At 39.4% G+C, this 21,087-nt stretch carries 13 protein-coding genes; all 13 read left to right on the forward strand.

The genetic code is table 11. The features are described from left to right. The first annotated feature begins 117 nt into the window (after positions 1–117). The 13 genes from B3139_RS10185 (at position 118) to B3139_RS10245 (ending at position 20,983) form a co-directional block, all read left to right on the forward strand. On the forward strand, positions 118–918 hold the full coding sequence (locus B3139_RS10185) for a tyrosine-protein phosphatase (protein WP_209577423.1): 801 nt from the start codon (positions 118–120) through the stop codon (positions 916–918). Positions 919–1,202: 284 nt separating this feature from the next. Then, positions 1,203–2,786 carry a DUF3843 family protein gene (locus tag B3139_RS10190; protein WP_293882521.1) on the forward strand — a complete coding sequence of 528 codons (1,584 nt, stop codon included), beginning with the start codon at positions 1,203–1,205 and terminating at the stop codon, positions 2,784–2,786. 294 nt (positions 2,787–3,080) lie between these two features. Then, a complete protein-coding gene (locus B3139_RS10195; protein ID WP_209577427.1) occupies positions 3,081–3,635 on the forward strand; it encodes an RNA polymerase sigma factor in 555 nt (184 codons plus the stop codon). Between the two features lie 57 nt (positions 3,636–3,692). Beyond that, entirely contained in the window at positions 3,693–4,652 is a 960-nt protein-coding gene (locus tag B3139_RS10200) for a FecR family protein (RefSeq protein WP_293882524.1), read from the forward strand. 3 nt (positions 4,653–4,655) lie between these two features. Next, positions 4,656–7,994 (forward strand): SusC/RagA family TonB-linked outer membrane protein, encoded by a 3,339-nt coding sequence (locus B3139_RS10205; protein WP_293882526.1) that lies wholly within the window; start codon positions 4,656–4,658, stop codon positions 7,992–7,994. Between the two features lie 23 nt (positions 7,995–8,017). Continuing rightward, a complete protein-coding gene (locus B3139_RS10210; RefSeq protein WP_293882528.1) occupies positions 8,018–9,541 on the forward strand; it encodes a SusD/RagB family nutrient-binding outer membrane lipoprotein in 1,524 nt (507 codons plus the stop codon). 141 nt (positions 9,542–9,682) lie between these two features. After that, positions 9,683–12,160, forward strand: a complete 2,478-nt coding sequence (locus B3139_RS10215) for a phosphocholine-specific phospholipase C (RefSeq protein ID WP_293882530.1) — start codon at positions 9,683–9,685, stop codon at positions 12,158–12,160. A 189-nt stretch (positions 12,161–12,349) separates the two neighbouring features. Continuing rightward, positions 12,350–13,336: a LacI family DNA-binding transcriptional regulator gene (locus tag B3139_RS10220; RefSeq protein ID WP_209577437.1), complete on the forward strand. Its 987-nt coding sequence runs from the start codon at positions 12,350–12,352 to the stop codon at positions 13,334–13,336. A gap of 147 nt (positions 13,337–13,483) precedes the next feature. Beyond that, entirely contained in the window at positions 13,484–15,832 is a 2,349-nt protein-coding gene (locus tag B3139_RS10225; RefSeq protein WP_293882532.1) for a GH92 family glycosyl hydrolase, read from the forward strand. An 11-nt stretch (positions 15,833–15,843) separates the two neighbouring features. Next, a complete protein-coding gene (locus B3139_RS10230) occupies positions 15,844–16,566 on the forward strand; it encodes a basic secretory protein-like protein (protein ID WP_293882534.1) in 723 nt (240 codons plus the stop codon). A 10-nt stretch (positions 16,567–16,576) separates the two neighbouring features. Further along, complete coding sequence (locus B3139_RS10235) at positions 16,577–18,871, forward strand: GH92 family glycosyl hydrolase (protein ID WP_293882537.1); 2,295 nt, start codon at positions 16,577–16,579, stop codon at positions 18,869–18,871. A 60-nt stretch (positions 18,872–18,931) separates the two neighbouring features. Continuing rightward, positions 18,932–20,281: a sensor histidine kinase gene (locus B3139_RS10240; protein WP_293882540.1), complete on the forward strand. Its 1,350-nt coding sequence runs from the start codon at positions 18,932–18,934 to the stop codon at positions 20,279–20,281. Next, positions 20,282–20,983 carry a response regulator transcription factor gene (locus tag B3139_RS10245; protein ID WP_293882543.1) on the forward strand — a complete coding sequence of 234 codons (702 nt, stop codon included), beginning with the start codon at positions 20,282–20,284 and terminating at the stop codon, positions 20,981–20,983. Positions 20,984–21,087 lie beyond the last annotated feature (104 nt).

The following is a 21,087-nucleotide window of genomic DNA, read 5'->3' on the forward strand; positions in this document are numbered from 1 at the left end:
TATGGTTATATTTTCATAATGTTAAAATAATATTAAGTTTATTTGGCTTGTTTATGGTACATTTGGTGTTTAACAAACTACTTTAATAGACTAACTAAACGATTTATACAGCACAATATGGGGATATTTTCAAAACTGTTTGGGAAAAAAACTCAGGATTCAAAAGTAAAGGTTGTGGGAAAATTGGCCTTCTTGGAAGTGGATATGCACAACCATATTCTGCCTGGAATAGACGATGGAAGTCAATCTATTGAGCAATCCTTGACACTGTTGAAAGGACTTGGAAGGATGGGCTTTGAGAAATATGTCTGTACACCGCATATTATGGATGGTGTACATCCAAATTCAATTCGTACGATTGAAGCGGCTAAGGGTAAGCTTTTAGCTGGTATGAAGGGGCTCCCTAATATGCCGGAAATCCATTCCGCTGCAGAGCATATGATTGATGACGGTATTGTAAATCTCATCCAATCGAATGAGTTGTGTGTTATGCCGGGGGGATATGTATTGATCGAGATGTCCTATTTACAAGAATCCAAAGCGCTATTTCAAACCATATTGGATATACAAAATCTGGGCTATCAACCTATTTTGGCACATCCAGAGCGTTATAACTACTATCATTACAACTTCAATATGTATAAGCAGATCAAGGATGCAGGGTGCATGTTACAGCTTAATTTGCTCTCAATTAGTCGTTATTATGGTGTTGAAGTGAAATCTACAGCCTTAACTATGATTAAATCGGGGATGTATGATTTTGTAGGAACAGATGTACACCACGAACGGCATTTGGCGGCCCTGGAAGATGTTGTGGCCAAATATCCGGTACGTGATTTATTGAAAACATGCGCTATTTTGAATCCTACGTTGCAAGATCATTTTGGTGATAGTAAGAATGTGATTGCTACAGGGTGATTGACAGATCCCTTTTAACTTTTAATAAAAAGAAGAGATATCTATTTGGGTATCTCTTCTTTTTATTTGTGGCAATTTTATTCTTTTGGCGGGTATAATTTCTCGAATTACGCTAATTGCAAGTGCTTCAGTGGACAGTGTTAGTAAATTATACCTCGAATAGTTAGGTATCTTTTGCTATTTGTGACTGCTTTAACCACAGTCTACTATTTTAATTGATGTTTATATTTTGCCCATATGGATATTTCGAAAATTTGGCTACTTTTGGTTTTAGCATTTTTCATATGAGAGGAAACAGAATTTTTATTCAAGATTGGATTGCACACCACACTTATCAAAAAACAAATGAAATAGATAGTTATTATTTACGTGTTGCAAATGAAATCAATGATAGTTTATCTACGCTTTGGTTTGAGGAGCAAGAAACGAATGATCTTATCCATACAGATGCTTTAAAAACATTGAGTATCTATCTGACCTGTTACTTAGAAGATGTTATCGCAAAAACAGGAATTTTTTCCGCATTTAGAACAATCCATACAGAACTGTATAATCAACTTCTACCTTTCTATACTGATGATGCCTTGACAGATTATTACGCCGAGGATATTAATAGCGAAGATATTGCTGTATTGACTTGGTTGTTTTTCAGCGAACGTAATCCACATTTGTTTATCGATCCACGTGGACGTTTGATTCAGTTGATTACAGATTTGGCCTATTCAATTTTGGAAGAGCATTATGAGGTTGCGCCTGAAAATGAGAAGTTAAAGCTAGAATATGTTTTGGAAGAAGGTGCGAGTTATTTTGACGTCCGTAATTTTATAGAGAAACTTGTTGCTACAAATTACCTGACGGCGGGCGAATATAATACCAATTTGAATCATTTGATGCAAGTTGCTGAGATTGGACGATATCAACACGACCAAAATCAATTACAACAGATGATCTATCGTGTGCGAGACAACCACTTCAATAATTATAGACTACATTTGTTTGCATTGAAGGCTTCTGAATTTGTCGCTGAGGTGATAGGAAAGGAACATGCGCTATACCGTATTGTCAAAACGCTAGGTAACCGCATCAATAGCTTTTTTGAATATGTAAAGACAGACGAGCTGTATGTGCATGTAAAGCATATCGGCACAAAAACTCCGTTTAAGATCTTTAAGGACTCCATACAGCAATTTGTTGAGCCTACAGAAACGTTATCTTTCTACATGGAAATTGTACCATGGAAAGATGCCTGGAACTTGTCTGGAATCATGACCGTTGTTAACCCCGACGAAGTAAATTTTGATTTACCTGAGCAGTATGAGATGACGTATCGTATTGAGGCATTGAATGGAAAGGATAAGAGCTTAAAGAAAACTGAAAAGCAGCTGAAAGATATGGGCAAATTATTCCAAGCAGAACATAAGGCAGCAGTTGCGTTTATGGAAGGAAAAGAAGTAAAGGAATTTGCAACTGATTTTTTTAAGAAATATCAGCAAAAATATCCCAGTAAAGAAGAATCCCCGCTTCCTGAATCAAACCTGGATCTTACAGAAGATGCTAAAGTGACGGTTTTCTTTAATCCTAAAACTGGTTTGGAAGTGTTCGGCGGCATAGAAGAATTTTTTCCATTAGATACTAACAGCTTTATAGTGAAGGATAGTGAGGAAGAACTGCCTTATGCACGGTATTTCTTGAATCTTTTGGTTGAAGATTTCTTTCCAAGCGAGTTACCTAAGTATTATATTAATCTATTTAAGGCAGAGGTGGATAAGCAATTTTTCTTTCCTGTGAACGATAAGGTACTTGATTTCTTTCTCCGTTTCTATAAACGCGGAACTTACTTTTTAGGACCATTTCCGTTATTAAAATAGCTCGTGTAGTCTGCTATAAAATTACAGGACCATAAAAAAAAGTCTCCTTGCTTATTGCAAAGAGACTTTTTTATTTCCAGCTTGTCCAGGATGTATAAGGTTATATGATTCAGTGATCACAGTATTTTTAATGGAGCGCCGATTACCCATTGTGTTAATTTAATATAAATTCATTATAATTAAAGTGTTATCACTTGTAAAACTGCGATTTATAGGTCGTATATGATGTGCGTCTCATGGTATATTTTAAAAAATTCTCACTAAACTTGTAGGATCAATTATAAGTGATGAAGAATGCCTATTGAAAATAATAATGTCCTGGATTTTAAAACATTCTTTTTGCTGTACAAGGATAAAGTGTATAAATATGCTTATTTACACCTTAAAGAAGAACCAGCTGCCGCAGATTTGGTACAAGAAGCCTTCTCCCGCATTTGGAAAAAATGGGAAGAATTGGATGGTAATAAAAATCCACAGTCTTATCTCTATACGATTGCCCGGAACCTTGTGTTTGACGAATTGCGGAAACAAAAGGTCAGATTCCAATTTCAGGCTACAGATATCGATTGGACCAAATTGGTAGACAATTCGAATGAGGAAGCAATTCGGTTTAAAGATTTGGAGCGAGTTTATCGTGAGGCCATTTCAAAACTCCCAAAATCGCGACTCGAAATCTTTTTGTTGAGTAAAGAAGAGTTTTTGGATAATCAGGAAATTGCAGATAGGCTTGGGATTTCCGTCAATACCGTCCGTGATCAATTGGTTAAGGGCAACAAGTTTGTTCGGCAATATATTCTTGATCATTTTGAGATTTCAATAGCCCTATTGATTTTTTTAAAAATTTTTTAGAACCGCATCGTCTTTCGGTCATCTAGGTACGTATATGTATTTAAAGATGGGCATAGAATGATGAATTCCAAAATAGCTGCTTTATATAAAAAATTCCTTAAGGGAGAACTTAGTCCCGAAGAAAACGCCATATTTCTTGATTTACTGACTTCTTGTGACAGGGATGAACTTCCAGATGTCGAGGAGGTAGTTTCGCTGGACAATCGCGATTGTGAACTAAATAAAACGACTTCCGAGGATATCTTCTTTACAATTACAGGTTCGTCATTGACTCCGCGCTTAATACCTATTTGGAAAAGACGGTGGTCTGTCATTTCCGCCGCTGCGTGTTTACTGTTAATCGGTCTTGCTGGCCTCTTCCAATTTAAATTTAAGGGCCAAAAAGAGATTAATAAAGTTTCTGCAATTGTTCATTTTTCCAATCCGACAAAATTTGTTAAGCAGCTTGTATTGCCCGATGGTACACATGTTTCTCTTCGGCAAGGTGCACATATTGAATTGTTGTCAGATTTTGATACAGACAGTTTACGTCGGATCAAGCTTTCGGGGGAAGCTTTTTTTGAAGTAGCTAAGAATGCTGAACAACCTTTTGTAATCGCCAGTTCTGGCGACTTTGATGTACGCGTATTAGGCACCGCATTTAATTTAAATTGTTCTGAAGGACGTAGCAGTCTCGTGTTGAGTCATGGTAAAGTACGGGTCTCACGTGCCGGGCAATATTCATTTGTTACCCCTGGCCAAAAAGTCGCCTACGATATGCGACAAAGACAATTTAATGTTGCCAAAGCGGATACGAGCATTGCATCGAACTGGAAGAGTGATCTCTTGTCATTTAATCAAGTTCCACTCATGCAGATCGTAGCCGATCTAAATAATCTTTATCCCGATAGTCATCTTGAATTAATCGATTCCTTCCGGACTGAAAGTTATACGGGTTATCTACCTGCTAGTGATTTAGAAAAGTCACTCAAGATGCTTAATACCGCATTTAATCAAACAATTATCTATAAGAAGTAATTTATGAAAAGGACCAATTACTATTTAAAACTTATGGGAAGTGCACTGCTCTTTCAGTCGCTCGCACTTCATACCTTGGCCTCACAATTTTCTACCAGTGAAGGGATTGGGAAACTCCTCACGCGAATGGAACAGAAATTTAACGTCAAATTTGGTTATGATGCTTCTATCTCGAACCAAAAGATCAATGAAGCCGCCGACCTTGATAAACTGAAAAAGGAGCAAATCGTTCAATTTATACAGACCATTTCTAACGGAAATCTTGAGGTCAAAAAAATTGATGAGAAGCTTTATGTGATATCGAGGAAAACGGGCAACGATACTAAGGTTAAAAACGAAAAGCCGGTTTCTAATGCAGCCAAAGAGATCCGAGGAAAGGTTGTCGACCAAGAAACGGGGCAGCCTATCGCTGGAGTCACGGTACGTGTTAAAGGCAGTACACAAGTAACAACGACCGATCAGCAAGGCACTTTTCGATTTGCAAATGTGGCAGACGATGCCATTTTATTGATCTCCTATATTGGTTATCAGACAAGTGAAGTATCCGCTTCAAATGCTGATGTTATTAAGTTAGGCAAATCTTCCGAAGAGCTCGGTGAAGTTGTTGTAACGGCACTGGGTATAAAGAGAGAACAAAAAGCACTGGGATATGCAACGCAAAGCATTAAAGGTGATGATCTGACGCGTGTAAAGGGGGTTGATGTAGGAACCACATTGACCGGACGTATTTCAGGTGTCCGTGTTTTAAATAGTACGGAGTTTAACAGTACACCTCAAATCCAAGTGAGGGGATTAACACCTATTTTGGTGATCGATGGGGTTGCCTATGAAAATCTTACCCTACGTGATGTTCCAGTAGATAATATCGAAGATATGAACGTGCTGAAAGGAGCAACCGCAACGGCCTTGTATGGTAGTATGGGGGCTGGTGGCGCCATTATGATCACGACAAAAAAGGGACTTGCGGAAAAAGGAACGGAGATATCCGTCAATAGCAATAACATGTTTTTTTCGGGTTATCTAGCTTTGCCGGAAGTACAACATGGGTACTCTTCAGGTGAAGGGGGAAAGTTTAATAATGATGATTATGTGTGGGGAGATAAACTGGATATTGGGCGTTCAGCCAAGCAATGGAATCCACAGACAAAACAACTGGAAGAGATGGAGTTGCTTTCCCGCGGCAAGGACAACTTTAAGAATTTCCTTGAACCGGGATTTATATCCAACAATTCCGTCAGTTTTACCAATCAGGGTGAACACGGAAGTATTAGAACGTCGATCAATCATATCTATAATAAAGGGCAATATCCAAACCAAAAGCTGAATATGACAAACATGTCTGTCGCTGGGCAGACCAAGATTAGCGAAAAAGTTGATATAGAAACGCGCCTTGCCTATAACCGTCGTTCAGCAACAAGTAATTTTGGCGCAGGATATAATGATCAGGGATATATTTACAATATTCTCGTCTGGACTGGGCCTGAGTATAATTTACAGGATTACAAAGATTATTGGTTGATTAAAGATCAATCTCAAAATTGGATGTATAAAGCCTGGTATGATAATCCATATTTAACGGCCTATGAGAAGGTTACCCCTGAGCTGGTTAATAAGATGAACGCTGCCTTGACCTTGAATTATAAGGTTTCTGATTGGGGGAAACTGATGGTACGTACAGGATATGATTATTATGGACAAAGACGAGAGCAACGCAATCCAATGGGCATTTATGGTACGAGGGGGGGATATTCCGGCTTTGACAGTAAAGGAAAGTATTGGATGCAAAATCAGGATGGTTTTAGTACAACAAATGACGTAATCTTTACAGCGAAAAAGAAAGTTGGTGATTTTGGCTTCGACGGATTAGTGGGCGGTGCTCTTTTTTATCGACGTGACAATGCCGTTACAGCTACTACAGTCAATGGGTTATCGATTCCAGGTTTTTACTCACTTCGAAACTCAATTGATCCAGTGTCGACTGTTGAAAGTAAAACAAAGGAAATGGTCAACAGTACCTATGGACGACTTTCTATCTCCTGGCGTAATGCTGTTTTTGTAGAAGCGACCGGTCGTAACGATTGGTCTTCGGCTTTATCCAAAGAACAACGTTCTTATTTTTATCCTTCTGTTTCAAGTAGTGTCGTCGTAAGTGATTTAATAGCGAATAAACCTACTTGGTTGGATATGTTCAAGGTCCGTGGGTCTTGGGCAGTAACTAAGACGGTTCCAGTTCCATATGAAATAAATCAGGCCTTTTCAATTAGCAACAATGTTTGGGATGGATTGCCAACGGCTTCTTATCCGAATTCAATCAAGGACTATTCCATATCACCTACGCAGCGTGATTTGACGGAGTTTGGTTTTGATTTTGGTTTATGGAAAAATCGATTCTATGGTAATTATACCCGTTATTATCGTCTGTTACATAATGTAACGACTTATGCGACCATTTCGGGCTCATCAGGCTTTACGTCGCGGTTAATCAATACACAAGAAGAGAAAATGACGAAAGGTCATGAAATCACTTTGGGTACTGCTGCAATCAAAAAAGAAAACTTTCAATGGGATATTATTTTAAATATGTCTCAAAATCTGGAATTCTATCACAAGCTTGATCCTGTATATTCTGCCGACGCATTATATGTTAAAAAAGGAGCTAGAACAGACTATATTACCGTAAAGGATTGGGAGCTCTCTCCTGATGGGCAAATCGTTAACAATGCCTCCGGTATGCCGATATCTGCAAAATATGCTGCTCAGTTGTATGGTTATACTGCACCGAAATGGTTCGGTGGATTGACAAATCAATTTAGTTATAAAGACTTCTCGCTTTCTCTGAGTGTTGATGGCCGAATAAAAGGGATGTCTTATTCAGGCATGAACGCCCGTTTATGGCAGACAGGGGCTCACCCGGATTCGGATAACCCATATCGATACGAAGAGGTTGTTAATGGTAATAAAACGTTTGTTGCCCCTGGTGTTAAGATCGTTTCTGGAGGAGTTACCTATGACAAATATGGTCAGATTGCTGAAGATACGCGTGTGTTTGCGCCAAATGACAAAGTGGTCTCTTATGAAACCTATTGGAAATCGGCGTATTCAGGTAGACGAAATTATTGGGATGAGACATTTATCAAACTGCGGGAGCTATCGCTCAATTACCGCGTCCCTGAGAAATTAGCCTCTAAATTCAAAGCGAAACGTGCCAGTGTCGGTGTTACTGGACAGAATTTGCTTCTTTGGACAAAGGAATATCGTTTTTCCGATCCCGATGTAGGTTCAGAAGATTTGAACTCACCATCGATGCGTTACATAGGTTTTAATTTAAATGTAACTTTCTAAAAACCAGTAAAATTAAGATGAAAATGAAAAAATTGTGTATATATATCGCCATGGGGAGTTTAATCTCATTAGCGAGTTGTTCAAAATTTGATGAGATAAACACGAATCCTGAAACTCCTGTGCAAGTGAATTCTTCCATGCTAGCGACGCGTATTATTCTGAATTTGGCAAATCAGCCGACACAAAAATCATTTATGCAGCCCTATTTATTAACAAAGGAGATTGCATGGACGGAATTAGTTGAAGGGTATCAATATAACGGATTCGGTGAAGGGAGTATATCGATGAATGCAATCAATGATGCTCACTTTATGGGACAGTATGCTTCGACAGATGTGTTAGCAAATTCCTACAATGGATTAATGTATTTCGCTAGGGCTGTAAAATTTTATGAGGCTACCATGAATGTTGGAGATATACCTTATAAAGAAGCATTAAAAGGGGAGTCTGACAAAACATATTTTCCAAAATACGACAGCCAAAAGGAAGTCTTTTTGGGTATTCTTGATGAATTAGAAAAAGCAGATCAGCTCTTTGCAAGCGGAGCAAAATTTGCGGGCGATCCCTTGTACGGCGGAGACATAACAAAATGGAGAAAGCTCGTCAACAGTTTTGCGTTAAATGTACTGATTCAACTGAGCAAAAAGGAAGCTGATGCAGACTTGAATTTAAAAGGACGGTTTCAATCGATTTTAACGAACAAGCCTATATTCACTGCGAATGCCGATAATTTTCAGTTAGTACGCTCGGATAAAAGTGGCCAGACCTATCCTTTTTATAAAATCAGTAATAGTTTCGTTATTTATCCCGTTGTGTCTACGGAGATTATAGACCGTTTGAAGCAATATCAAGATAGAAGGCTATTTTTCTATGCAAACCCATCAGCTTTGCAAATTGCCAATGGCAAACAAGTAAGTGATTTTAGTGCGTATGTTGGTATTGATCCATCCTTGGCGTTTGGCGATATTGCGGACTTGAAAAAGAAAAACGATTATTCTAAATTAAATGACCGCTATACCGAGCTCGTAAGTGGCGAACCAACACAACAATATAGCTATGCGCATCTATGTTTTGTAGTTGCTGAAGCAGCTGCAAGAGGATGGGTTACAGAGTCTTCAGTCAATTGGTATAAAAAGGGTATTGAAGCAGCGATGAAATTCATTGCGGACAATACCCCAAATACGAGCCAGTACACACATAATATGCCATTGGATGGGACCTATATCGCCAGTGCTATTGCTTCCTATGGAGATCAATTCCCTACAACTAAAGAAGGACAGATTGAGGCAATTATGACGCAAAAGTATTTAGCTAGCTTCTTGCAAGGACGAATAAATCCTTACTATGATTATCGTCGTACAGGTTATCCAAAATGGAAAATCAACCCCGCATCCAGTTTAAATGCCGATGATCCAACCAAAATACCTGTTCGTTGGCGTTATCCAGCCAGTGAGTATAACTATAACGGACAAAATCTGGATGAAGCACTAGCCCGCCAATTTGGGGGTAAGGATGAAATAAACCAATTGATGTGGCTTTTGAAATAGACCATTTGTAAAAACAATCCCCGTAGATGAGATCAACCGTTTGCGGGGATTGTTTGTTAAAAACGTTACATAAAAAAAGGTGGCGAATGAATATATTCGCTGAAGACCATTGAATTCAGTAAAGAGACTACAAATTTATTTATGGATAGCAGAAGAGATTTTATCAAGAAGGCCTCCTTGTTAGCTGGTGTTTTTGGCTTACAGAGTGCTATGCCAGATGCCATACAGCGCGCATTGGCGATTGAACCTATAACAGGAAGTACCTTTTTAGATGCCGAACATATTGTATTATTAATGCAAGAGAATCGTTCTTTTGATCATAGTTTTGGAACACTTCGTGGTGTTCGGGGATTCAATGATCCACGGGCGATTAAATTACCTAATGGTAACCCCGTATGGTTGCAGTCCTCGGCTGCCGGTAAGACCTATTCGCCGTTTCGACTGGATATCAAAAACTCAAATGCTGCCTGGACCGGAAATTTACCGCATTCTTGGGAAAATCAGATGGCAGCCCGTAACAATGGAAAGCATGATAACTGGATCGACGCTAAACGCCCAGGGGGGAAGAGCTTAAAAGAGATCCCTTTGACAATGGGTTATTATACACGTGAGGACATTCCTTTTTATTATGCACTGGCTGATGCTTTTACAATTTGTGACCAGCACTTCTGTTCATCCATCACGGGGACCACGACCAATAGGCATTTCTTTTGGACAGGGACCTGTGTGCCGCGTAAGGGGGCTAAACCATTAGTCCGAAATTCGGACATTTATTTTAATCGTTGGGCACACTGGAAAACTTTTCCTGAACGTTTGGAAGAAGCTGGAATTTCCTGGCGGGTTTACCAAAATGAAGTCAGTATGGAAAGTGGCTTAAAAGGCGAGGGTCTATTGGGTAATTTTACGGACAATAATTTAGAATGGTTTGCTCAGTATCATATTGAATTCAAGAAAACGCATCTCGACTTTATGCGTAAGCGTGTTGCGGAGTTACCTGCGGAGATAGAGGAGCTCGAAAAGACATTAGTCAATAATAGTACCGACAGTGTACAGAAGACCCAGAATAGACTCAAACAGAAGCAGGAGCAATTGGACAGTTATAAAAAACAGTTAACCCGTCTCACTGATCATGCTTTTGAGCAGCTTTCTAAGGAGCAGCGTGCTTTGCATGAGCGCGCGTTCCAAACCAATGAGGGCGATCCTTTCTATCGGGAGACAAGTGTGGTCACGCATGAGGGGCAACAGATTACTGTTCCCAAGGGGGATGTTCTTCATCAGTTTAGGCACGATGTGAAATCGGGCAAATTGCCAGCAGTATCATGGCTTGTAGCACCGCAAAGCTTTTCAGACCATCCGAGTGCACCTATGTATGGTGCTTGGTATGTGTCTGAACTATTGAATATTCTGACGGAGAATCCCGAAATCTGGAAGAAGACTATCTTTATTCTCAATTATGATGAGAACGATGGGTATTTCGACCACGTTCCACCTTTTGTGGCACCTAATCCTGCAGATGAGCGTTCCGGAAAAACTTCGGCGGAATTAGATTATAGTGGTGAATATGTGAGTTTAGCACAGGAGCTTGCCGATGGTGAAGAAAAAGATAATGCGACGGAAGGTCCAGTAGGGCTCGGTTACCGCGTACCTTTGATTGTGGCGTCACCCTGGTCAAAAGGCGGTTGGGTCAATTCGGAGATCTGTGATATCACTTCGACGATTCAATTTATGGAGCATTTTTTCGAGAAAAAGTTGGGTAAGCAGGTAAAAGAGGAAAATATAAGCTCTTGGCGCCGAGCCATTACAGGAGACTTGACATCGATATTTCGGAAAGCTGAGGCGTCGAATACTATTGATTTGCCTTTCCTTGATCGGAATCAGCAGATCTATGCGATTGATCAGGCGAAATCGAAACCACTACCCAATACTTTTCACGTTTGGTCGAAAGAGGATGCCGCAGCATTACGGTCTAAGGGGCATTCCACTTTACTGGCGAGACAGGAGAAAGGTCAGAAAAATTCTAGCGCGTTAGCCTATGAGCTCTATGTTAAAGAGTCATTTGCTAAAGAAGCCAACCGAATTCATTTAACACTAGAAGTTGGCAATAAGGTATTTGGTAGTAAATCGCTAAACAGTCCATTTAATGTCTATAGTGGACCGAGCTATAAGGAAGGTGTGAAATTTTGGCCATTTGCAGTTGTCGCTGGTCAGGAACTAAGCTTTGACTGGAATCTGGCCGATTTTAAAGATGGGCATTACGATCTGACCGTATATGGCCCAAATGGGTTTATGCGGGGATTTAAAGGACAGGAGGAGCCATTGTCTGTTCAAGCAACTTATGAAATCGGGAGGAAAGGCCAGTTGACAGGCAATCTTGTATTGGAGGTTCGTAATCACGGGAAAAAATCATTCCGTGTACATGTAGAAGATATTGCTTATAGTACATGGAAGAAATCGATAGTACTTGTTGCCGGTAAATCTACGAAGTGGATTGTAGAATCTCATAAAATTCATGGGTGGTATGATATTACGGTACATGCTGAGAATACCAAATTTGTGCGTCAGTTTGCGGGTCGTGTGGAAACGGGCAATCATTCGAAAACTGATCCACAATTGGGATAATCTTTTGCCAATCTACAGGTAGTTAGAAATATCTTTTGGGATAAAGAAGACTTTGTTTTTTATTCGTCATCAGTCTAATTCTTTTGTATAGTAAAGAGCGGAATGTTAATTTATTGTCTGCTATCAGTTGTAATTTCCGATATGTTCATATTTATTTTAATTTCACTTTAATTTTATGAAAATGCTTTTATGGCCAAATCAATTAAAGAAATTGCACAGGAGCTCAATGTTTCTAAATCCACTGTTTCATTAGTCATTAATCACAAAGCCGAGCGAGCTCGCATTAGTAAGGAATTGGAAAATCGCGTACTTGCTTACGTTGAGAAAGTTGGTTATAAGCCTAATGCGCTTGCAAAGAGTTTAGCAACAGGGCGATCAAATACCATTGGTCTGATTGTGGAAAATATCGGGGACTCTTTTTTTGGGCCATTTGCTTTGTATGTGGAGGAATTATTCCGAAAAAAAGGGTATCACGTCCTCTACAGTAGTACCCTTGGAGATTCACAAAATGCGCGGGATATCATCGATTCAATGTTGGAAAAGAAGGTGGAGGGGATTATTTTAGCTCCAACAGTAGATCTGGAAGCATATCAGCGAAAAATATTGGAACATAGGGTTCCACTAGTAGTCTTTGATAGAAATTCTCCAGATGTGGAGACCCATTATGTGCACATTGATAATGACGTTAGTGCAAAAAAAGCCTGTGATCATTTGAAATCTATCGGTTGCCAAGATTTTGGATTAGTAACCATCGATTCCGATCAGCCGCAAATGTTGGGGCGTAAAGGTGCCTATTTGGATTTTTGTGAAGCCTACGGTATGGAGCCTCGCATCCTGCAATTACACTATCAAGAACTGAAGCAAAAGGGGGCGCGTATGTTGAAAAATTGGGCAGCGAAGCAGACTGGGTTAGATGGTCTCTTTTTTACGACAAATTATCTGTGTATCCTTGGGTTGAAAGCACTGCGGCCAGCGGATGAAAATCACTATGCCTTTCCGATGCTTTCTTTTGATGATCATGAGTTGTTTGATATTTTAAACCCTAAAATTTCCTGTATACAACAGCCATTAGAACCTTTGGCTAAAACTTGTGTGAAAGTTTTGTTGAAGGAAATAGATCAGGGGATATCCACGCCTAAAGAATATATTATTTCAACCAAATTGATCCGGAGGTAGCATACGGCGATAGCTCGATTTTTAACCCTTGTATTGTAAAAATCATAAGACCTTCCGGCTCAATTCCTGAGGTTTGTTTTGATTTAGTATTCTTTTTTATATCTTTACTAATACGTTTTAGTAGAAATAATTTATATATCCTAAATAATGAATAAATCTTTAAGCCTTTTTCTGGGTTCATTATTGTCTTTTGGTTTGTTTTGCGCAAAACCGGTTTTGGCTCAGAAATTTAGAGGACAGCAAATGGATGCTGTCGATCTTGTTAATCCATTAATGGGTACCGAATCCAAATTTGAGTTGTCCAATGGAAATACCTATCCCTCAATCGCACGGCCTTGGGGAATGAATATGTGGACTCCGCAAACGGGAAAAAATGGTGATGGATGGCAGTATCAATATACTGCTGATAAGATCCGTGGTTTGAAACAAACCCACCAACCATCGCCTTGGATGAATGATTATGGCGTCTTTTCTATTATGCCAGTGACTGGAAAGCCTGTCTTTGATCAAGATGAGCGTGCGAGCTGGTTTTCACATAAAGCTGAGATCGTAAAACCTTATTATTATTCGGTCTATCTGGCAGATCACGATGTCACTGCGGAAATGACACCAACGGAACGAGCAGCTATGTTTAGGATTTCGTTTAATAAGACAGACGACGCTTATATCGTGTTGGACGCGTATGAAAAGGGATCTGAAGTTCAGATTATCCCTGAAAAAAATATGATCGTTGGCTATTCATCAAAATACGCCCGTGGTCCACTGCCTGCGAATTTCAAGAATTATTTTGTTTTGGTTTTCGATCAACCGTTTGCAAATGTTGCTACTTGGGAAGGGAAAGAGAAAAAGGATGGCCAGCTCCAGATCAAAGGTGACCACACTGGCGCTATTGTTGGATTCAAGGTAAAGGATAAAACGAAACCCGTTCAGGTGAAAGTTGCCTCGTCTTTTATCAGTGCCGAACAAGCCTTATTAAACTTAAATGAGTTGGGGGACAAGTCGTTTGATCAAGTTAAAGAAGATGGACGTCAGATCTGGAATTCCACGCTAGGGAAAATTAAAGTTGAAGGCGATGATATTGATCAATTGCGCACATTTTATTCGACCATGTATCGGACCTTATTCTTTCCTAACAAACTCTACGAAATTGATGCGCAGGGTAAAGTTGTCCATTACAGTCCGTATAATGGAAAAACACTTCCGGGCTATTTGTTTGGAGGAACTGGATTTTGGGATACCTTTAGAGCATTGTATCCGTTCTTAAACTTGATGTATCCTTCTATCAATAAGGAAATGCAGGAAGGTCTCTTAAATGCTTACTTGGAGGGCGGTTTCTTACCTGAGTGGAGTAGTCCTGGATACGCGGATATTATGGTTGGTAACAACTCTGCTTCGGTAGTTTCGGATGCCTACATCAAGGGAATACGCGGTTACGATATCAATAAGTTGTACGAAGCGTTGCAGCATGGTGCCAATAACGAAGGACCAATGAGTGCAGTTGGTAGAAAGGGTGTTGATTATTATAATAGCTTGGGCTATGTTCCCTATGACGTTAAAATCAATGAAAATGCGGCACGTACCTTGGAATATGCCTACGACGATTTTACAATTTATCAATTAGCAAAAGCGTTGAACCGTCCGAAAGCTGAAATTGATCTCTATGCGAAGCGTGCACAGAACTACAAGAACCTGTTCGATCCATCGACCAATCTTATGCGTGGAAAAAATAAAGATGGAAAGTTCCAGACTCCTTTTAATCCATTGAAATGGGGGGATGCGTTCACAGAAGGAAACAGCTGGCATTATTCGTGGAGCGTATTTCACGATGTTCAAGGGCTGATCGATCTGATGGGCGGAGAAAAAACATTTGTGCGTATGTTGGATTCGGTGTTTGTTCAGTCTCCAGATTTCGATGATAGCTATTATGGGGGTATTATCCATGAAATTCGCGAAATGCAAGTTGCCAATATGGGACAGTACGCGCATGGTAATCAGCCCATTCAACATATGCCGTATCTTTACAATTACGCTGGTCAACCTTGGAAAACGCAATATTGGGTGCGTCAGGTGATGGACAGAATGTACAAACCAACGCCTGATGGCTATTGTGGTGATGAAGATAATGGTCAAACCTCGGCATGGTATGTTTTTTCAGCCTTAGGATTCTATCCGGTTTGTCCTGCGACCGATGAATATGTGCTTGGAGCGCCATTATTTAAAAAGGCGACGTTAACGTTTGAAAATGGCAAGACACTGATCATCGATGCTCCTAAGAATTCGGCCGAAAATGTATATGTAAATGCACTACAGATGAACGGTAAGGAGTATGGAAAAAACTGGTTAAGTCACAAAGCTTTGCATGAAGGTGGGGCACTGCATTTTGATATGGGGGCAAAACCTAACTATACTAGGGGAGCATCCAAAAATGCTGCGCCATATTCTATGACAACAGATTTACAATCAAATATCAAGGTGAAATCGAACAAAAAGAAATAAGCATTTGAGTTATGATAAACTTTAGAAATCTAAAAGTAGGCCTTACCCTCTTTGGCTTGGCCTGTTCTTGTTCGATTTTCGCGCAAGATAATTGGAGACATACAGAAAATGACCGCAAGGTTGCTGTGGATGTTGATAGTATCAGCAAAGGTGGTTATACATTGATTTGGATTAATAAGGACAAAGATTTTAGTCCATCTTTAAAAGATCGGCTCATTTCGGCTTATTTTGAAAACTATCCCAAACTAGCCAAGAAATATAATAATAAGACCCTAAAAAAAGTGTCTTTTGTTATTGATCCAGACTACAAAGGTGTTGCTGCTACGGCTGGCGGAATAGTCCGTTACAGCCCGGGATGGTTTGCCAAAAATCCAGGTGATATTGACGTGGTTACCCATGAGGTAATGCATATTGTTCAAGCGTATCCTGATGGGGCCGGTCCGTGGTGGATTACGGAAGGGATAGCAGATTTTGTCCGATTTGATGATGGAATTGACAATGCAGGTGCAAATTGGAAGCTGCCAGATTATAGCGACAATCAGAAATACACCGATTCTTATCGCGTTACTGCCAGATTTCTCTATTGGATCAACACGCATGTAAAAAAAGACTTTGTTAAAAAATTGGATGCGGCAATGCGTAGCAAAAGCTATAACGATTCATTCTGGAAAGCACAAACTGGAAAGACGATCGATGAGCTATGGACGGATTACAGTAAAAATCCTAAATTATAATTCATAAGTGATGAATATAAAACGTTTGGCTTTTTGGGGATTACTTAGTATTCCATTTGTATTAAAGGCCCAGGAAACTAAGTTAGTCCAGTACGTTAAACCGCTTATTGGTACGGCGCGGATGGGTCATACGTTTCCGGGCGCTACAGTTCCTTTTGGTGCTATACAGTTAAGCCCGGATACGGATACGCTATCTTATGCTGTCAATGGCCGCTATAATGGTGATGTTTATAAATATTGTGCCGGTTATCAGTATGATGATCCCACGATTGTGGGATTCAGTCATACGCATTTTAGCGGTACCGGTCACTCCGATCTTGGTGATATACAGATTATGCCTACCCAAGGTAAAGTTCAGTTAAATCCAGGTACAGCTGATCGTCCTCAAGATGGTTATCGATCTCCATATAGCCATACGAACGAATTGGCCGAAGCCAATTATTACCGTGTTTTACTGGATAAACATCAGATTAAAGCAGAGTTGACGACGACCACGCGAGTGGGTATACATCGGTATACTTTCAACCAGTCTGATGCGTCACATCTAATTGTTGATTTAACTGCTGGGATCTATAATTACGAAGGAAAAAATGTTTGGACTGTTGTGAAAGTACTGAACGATTCCACGTTAGTTGGATACCGTCAGACAAACGGTTGGTCAAGAACCCGTACGGTGTACTTTGCTATAAAGACATCCAAAGCTTTTAAAAATTATGGCGCTAAATATGAAGATGGGAAATCTGTCTATAATGGTTTTTGGCGTAAGTTCGATCAACGCAATAATTTCCCCGATTTAGCAGCTCATAACATGAAGCTTCATTTGGATTTCGATACAAAGGCACACGAAGCAATACTGCTGAAAGTAGCTTTAAGTCCTGTAAGTATGAAGAATGCATTGGCCAATATGGAGGCTGAGGCTCCCGACTGGAATTTTGATGGGTACGTGAAGAAAGGCCAGGAGGCTTGGGAAAAGGAACTGCATAAGATAGAAGCTGAAATGTTGAACAAGGAAGATCTTGTCAATTTTTATACAGCGATGTATCATGCCAGCTTAATGCCGACGGTTTATATGGACGTTAATGGTGAGTATAAAGGCTTGGATCAGGAGGTGCACAGCGCCAAAGGTTTTACGAATTATACCTCTTTTTCGCTATGGGATACATTTCGGGCTTTTCATCCCTTGTTGAATTTAATCAACCCTTCCCGTAATGCAGATATTGTCGCATCCATGCTGGCTCATTATGACCAGAGTGTATTGAAGATGTTGCCCATCTGGTCGCATTATGCGAATGACAACTGGTGCATGAGTGGCTATCACTCTGTGTCTGTTATTGTTGATGCCATACTTAAGGGCGTCTATAAAGGTGATGCGGAAGCGGCGTTAGCGGCATGCGTTCAAACAGCAAATACGCGTCAATACGAGGGCATCGGTGCTTATATTGACAAGGGATATGTTCCTGCAGATGTATCGGGAACATCGGTTTCTAATACATTGGAATATGCGTACGACGATTGGTGTATTGCGCAACTGGCAAAAAAATTAGGAAAGGAAGATATTTACACGACTTTTTCAAAAAGAGCTGAAAGCTGGAAATCACTCTATGATCCCGCTATTGGATTTATGCGCCCCAAGGATTCAGCGGGTAAATTTCAGGAGAAATTTGATGTGCTGGATACACATGGACAGGGATTTATTGAAGGTAATTCATGGAATTACAGCCTTTATGTACCGCATCAGCCTACCGAAATGATGGCAGTCATGGGAGGTAAGCAGCGTTTAGAGACTTATTTGGATTCTCTTTTTACAATGGAATTACCGGATAAGTATTTTGAGCATACAGAGGATATTACGCGAGATGGTATTATCGGAAATTACGTGCACGGAAATGAGCCTTCCCACCATGTGGCTTATTTGTACAACATCACCAAGAATCCTTGGAAAGCTCAAGCACGTGTCAGACAAATCATCCGAAATCAGTACCATAATGGTCATGCGGGATTAGGCGGTAATGACGACTGTGGACAGATGTCGGCCTGGTATCTATTTACTGCACTGGGTTTTTATCCTGTTGCACCTGGGGAAGATAGTTATTGGATTGGCAGTCCTCTGGTAAAATCGGCAAAGGTAAATTTTGAAAATGGACGCAGCCTGTCTATAGTTGCCCATAATCAGTCTGAAAGGAATATTTACGTTAAATCCGTTTCTTTAAATGGACGAAGATTAGCTGATCTGCGACTACCTTATAGTAGCATTATAGATGGCGGTGAATTAGTCTTCGAGATGAGTAATAAACCGAAAAAATAGGAGCATTCCGGAAGGATGAAGCGATCAGGGTTATACAAAGGCATAGCGATCAGTTGTCTTATGTTGTTTTTAATATTACAATATCTCCTGATTGTGCAATCATATGAGATCAAAAGAAGCGAACTATTTTGGAAAGAAAAAAAGGAGATTAAGGTTGTTTACGATAGACATATTGCGAACGATAAGATCTTTCCAGGCGGTCAAAAACTTATCGATTCAACCTTAATCCCTCATTTAGATCGTTTAGAAGCATATTATCAGCATGATAACTATGCTTTTTTTAATCTGAAGGATAGTATTGCAAAGGAGTTGATTTCCAAACTCCTAAATCATCCTGCAATGGACAGCCTCTTTAAGATCATCAAGTCTGAAGTGAATTTGGGACAAAATTTTGGTTATGCGATTGTACTGAGAGATGTGTCGGTGACTTTCGACGCGAAGAAGTTTATTCCGATAGTTGATTATGATGTTGATCAGTATACCCTTATTGGTGGTGAAGATCAATTTATTGATAAAGACAATCTTGTGTCATCAATTGCTATAAGTGCAAATAGTAAGAGGTCAAATCGTGTAGCTTTCACATTATACGTAGGTAATATTGATAAAAATGTTTCTGCGTTAAGATCCATTTTTCCACTATTATTATTGTCTGGTTGCTGTATCATCGGAATTATTAGCGTATACTGTTGGACTTACAATAATTGGATAAAACAGAAAAGAATGGCTGAAATGGCTTCCGACTTTATCAATAATGTTACTCACGAGTTTAACACTCCATTAACAACCATCCGAATTGGTTTGTCGAATATAGCCGTGAAGGTTTCTAGCGATGATAAAATGAAAATATCAACCACTTTGGAAACCATGATGCGTCAAATAAAGCGTTTAGATAGGTTAGTTAATAAAGCGATTGATTTAAGTGTGTTTAATCAGGAAGAAGTAGTACTTGAAGAACACTTTTTGGCAGAACTGTTGGATCATTTGGAACGAGATCTGACAATTTTAGCTTCAGAAACCATCGGAATTCAGACTTTTGTGGATGAAGAAGTAAAAGGGATTAAAGTACTTGTCAATCCATTTATGTTTGTTACAGCATTGAATAATATAGTAGATAATGGTCTTAAATATAATAATGAGTCCATAAAGCAGATTTGTATTCATGTAGGACTGTATGAAAACAATACAATCCTGATGACTATACGTGATAATGGAATAGGCATTTCAAATAACGAATTGCCACATATATTTACGAAGGGATACCGTGTTAAAAGAGACGCTTCTCCTAACGGTCTAGGACTTGGACTTTTTTTTGTTAAAGAAGTTATGCGGATTCACAATTGGAAAATTGATGTTAAATCAGATATTAACAAGGGGACGACATTTTTTATTTTGATACCAATGATAAAATAGATGATAGGAGAATATGGACATATATTGCTGATTGAGGATGACGTTGATCTAGCCTCGATGCTCATTGACTATCTTACAAATTTTGGTTTTGATGTTAGTCATGCATTATCTGCCGAAGAAGGAATTTTATATTACAAAATAAATAAGTATAATATTCTTATCGTCGATATACAACTTCCCAAATCGGATGGGTTTCAATTTGTCGAGTATATATCGAAATTAAATAAAAACCAATTTTTTCTTTTCCTTACGGCTAGGTTATCAAAAACAGACCGTTTGAAAGGGCTTCATCTGGGGGGGAACGATTATATCACAAAGCCTTTTGATGTGGAAGAACTCTCGCTGAAACTTCAAAATTATAGCATAAAGCAGAGCACAGTTTTACCAAGCCAGCTTAATATTGGAGATATTAAACTCAATCGTCATTTACTATCAATAGAATTTAGTGATAGATCAAAGCAGGTTGTTTCGCCACGGGAGTTTGAACTATGGGCTTTCTTAGCTAACAAACCAAACGTTGTGTTGAAGAGAGAAGAAATCTTATTAGCGCTATGGGGAGACAGTGACTATTTCTTAGGCCGGAGCCTCGATGTTTTTATATGCAAAATCAGAAAAATGCTTAAAAGATCACGCTTTGTTGAAATTAAAACTGTCTATAAAGTTGGCTTTATTTTAGAAGTCAATATCGATAATTGTCATTAACAATCGATTAACAACTTTCTTTTCTCTTTCTTTATAATTTTACTAAAACGAATTAGTTCTTAAGCTCGTTGTTGTTCCGTGACGCTTATTTTTGAAGCGAGCTA

Origin of the sequence: Sphingobacterium sp. UBA1498 (assembly GCF_002325125.1) — a bacterium.
In the GTDB taxonomy this organism is placed as follows: Bacteria; Bacteroidota; Bacteroidia; order Sphingobacteriales; family Sphingobacteriaceae; genus Sphingobacterium.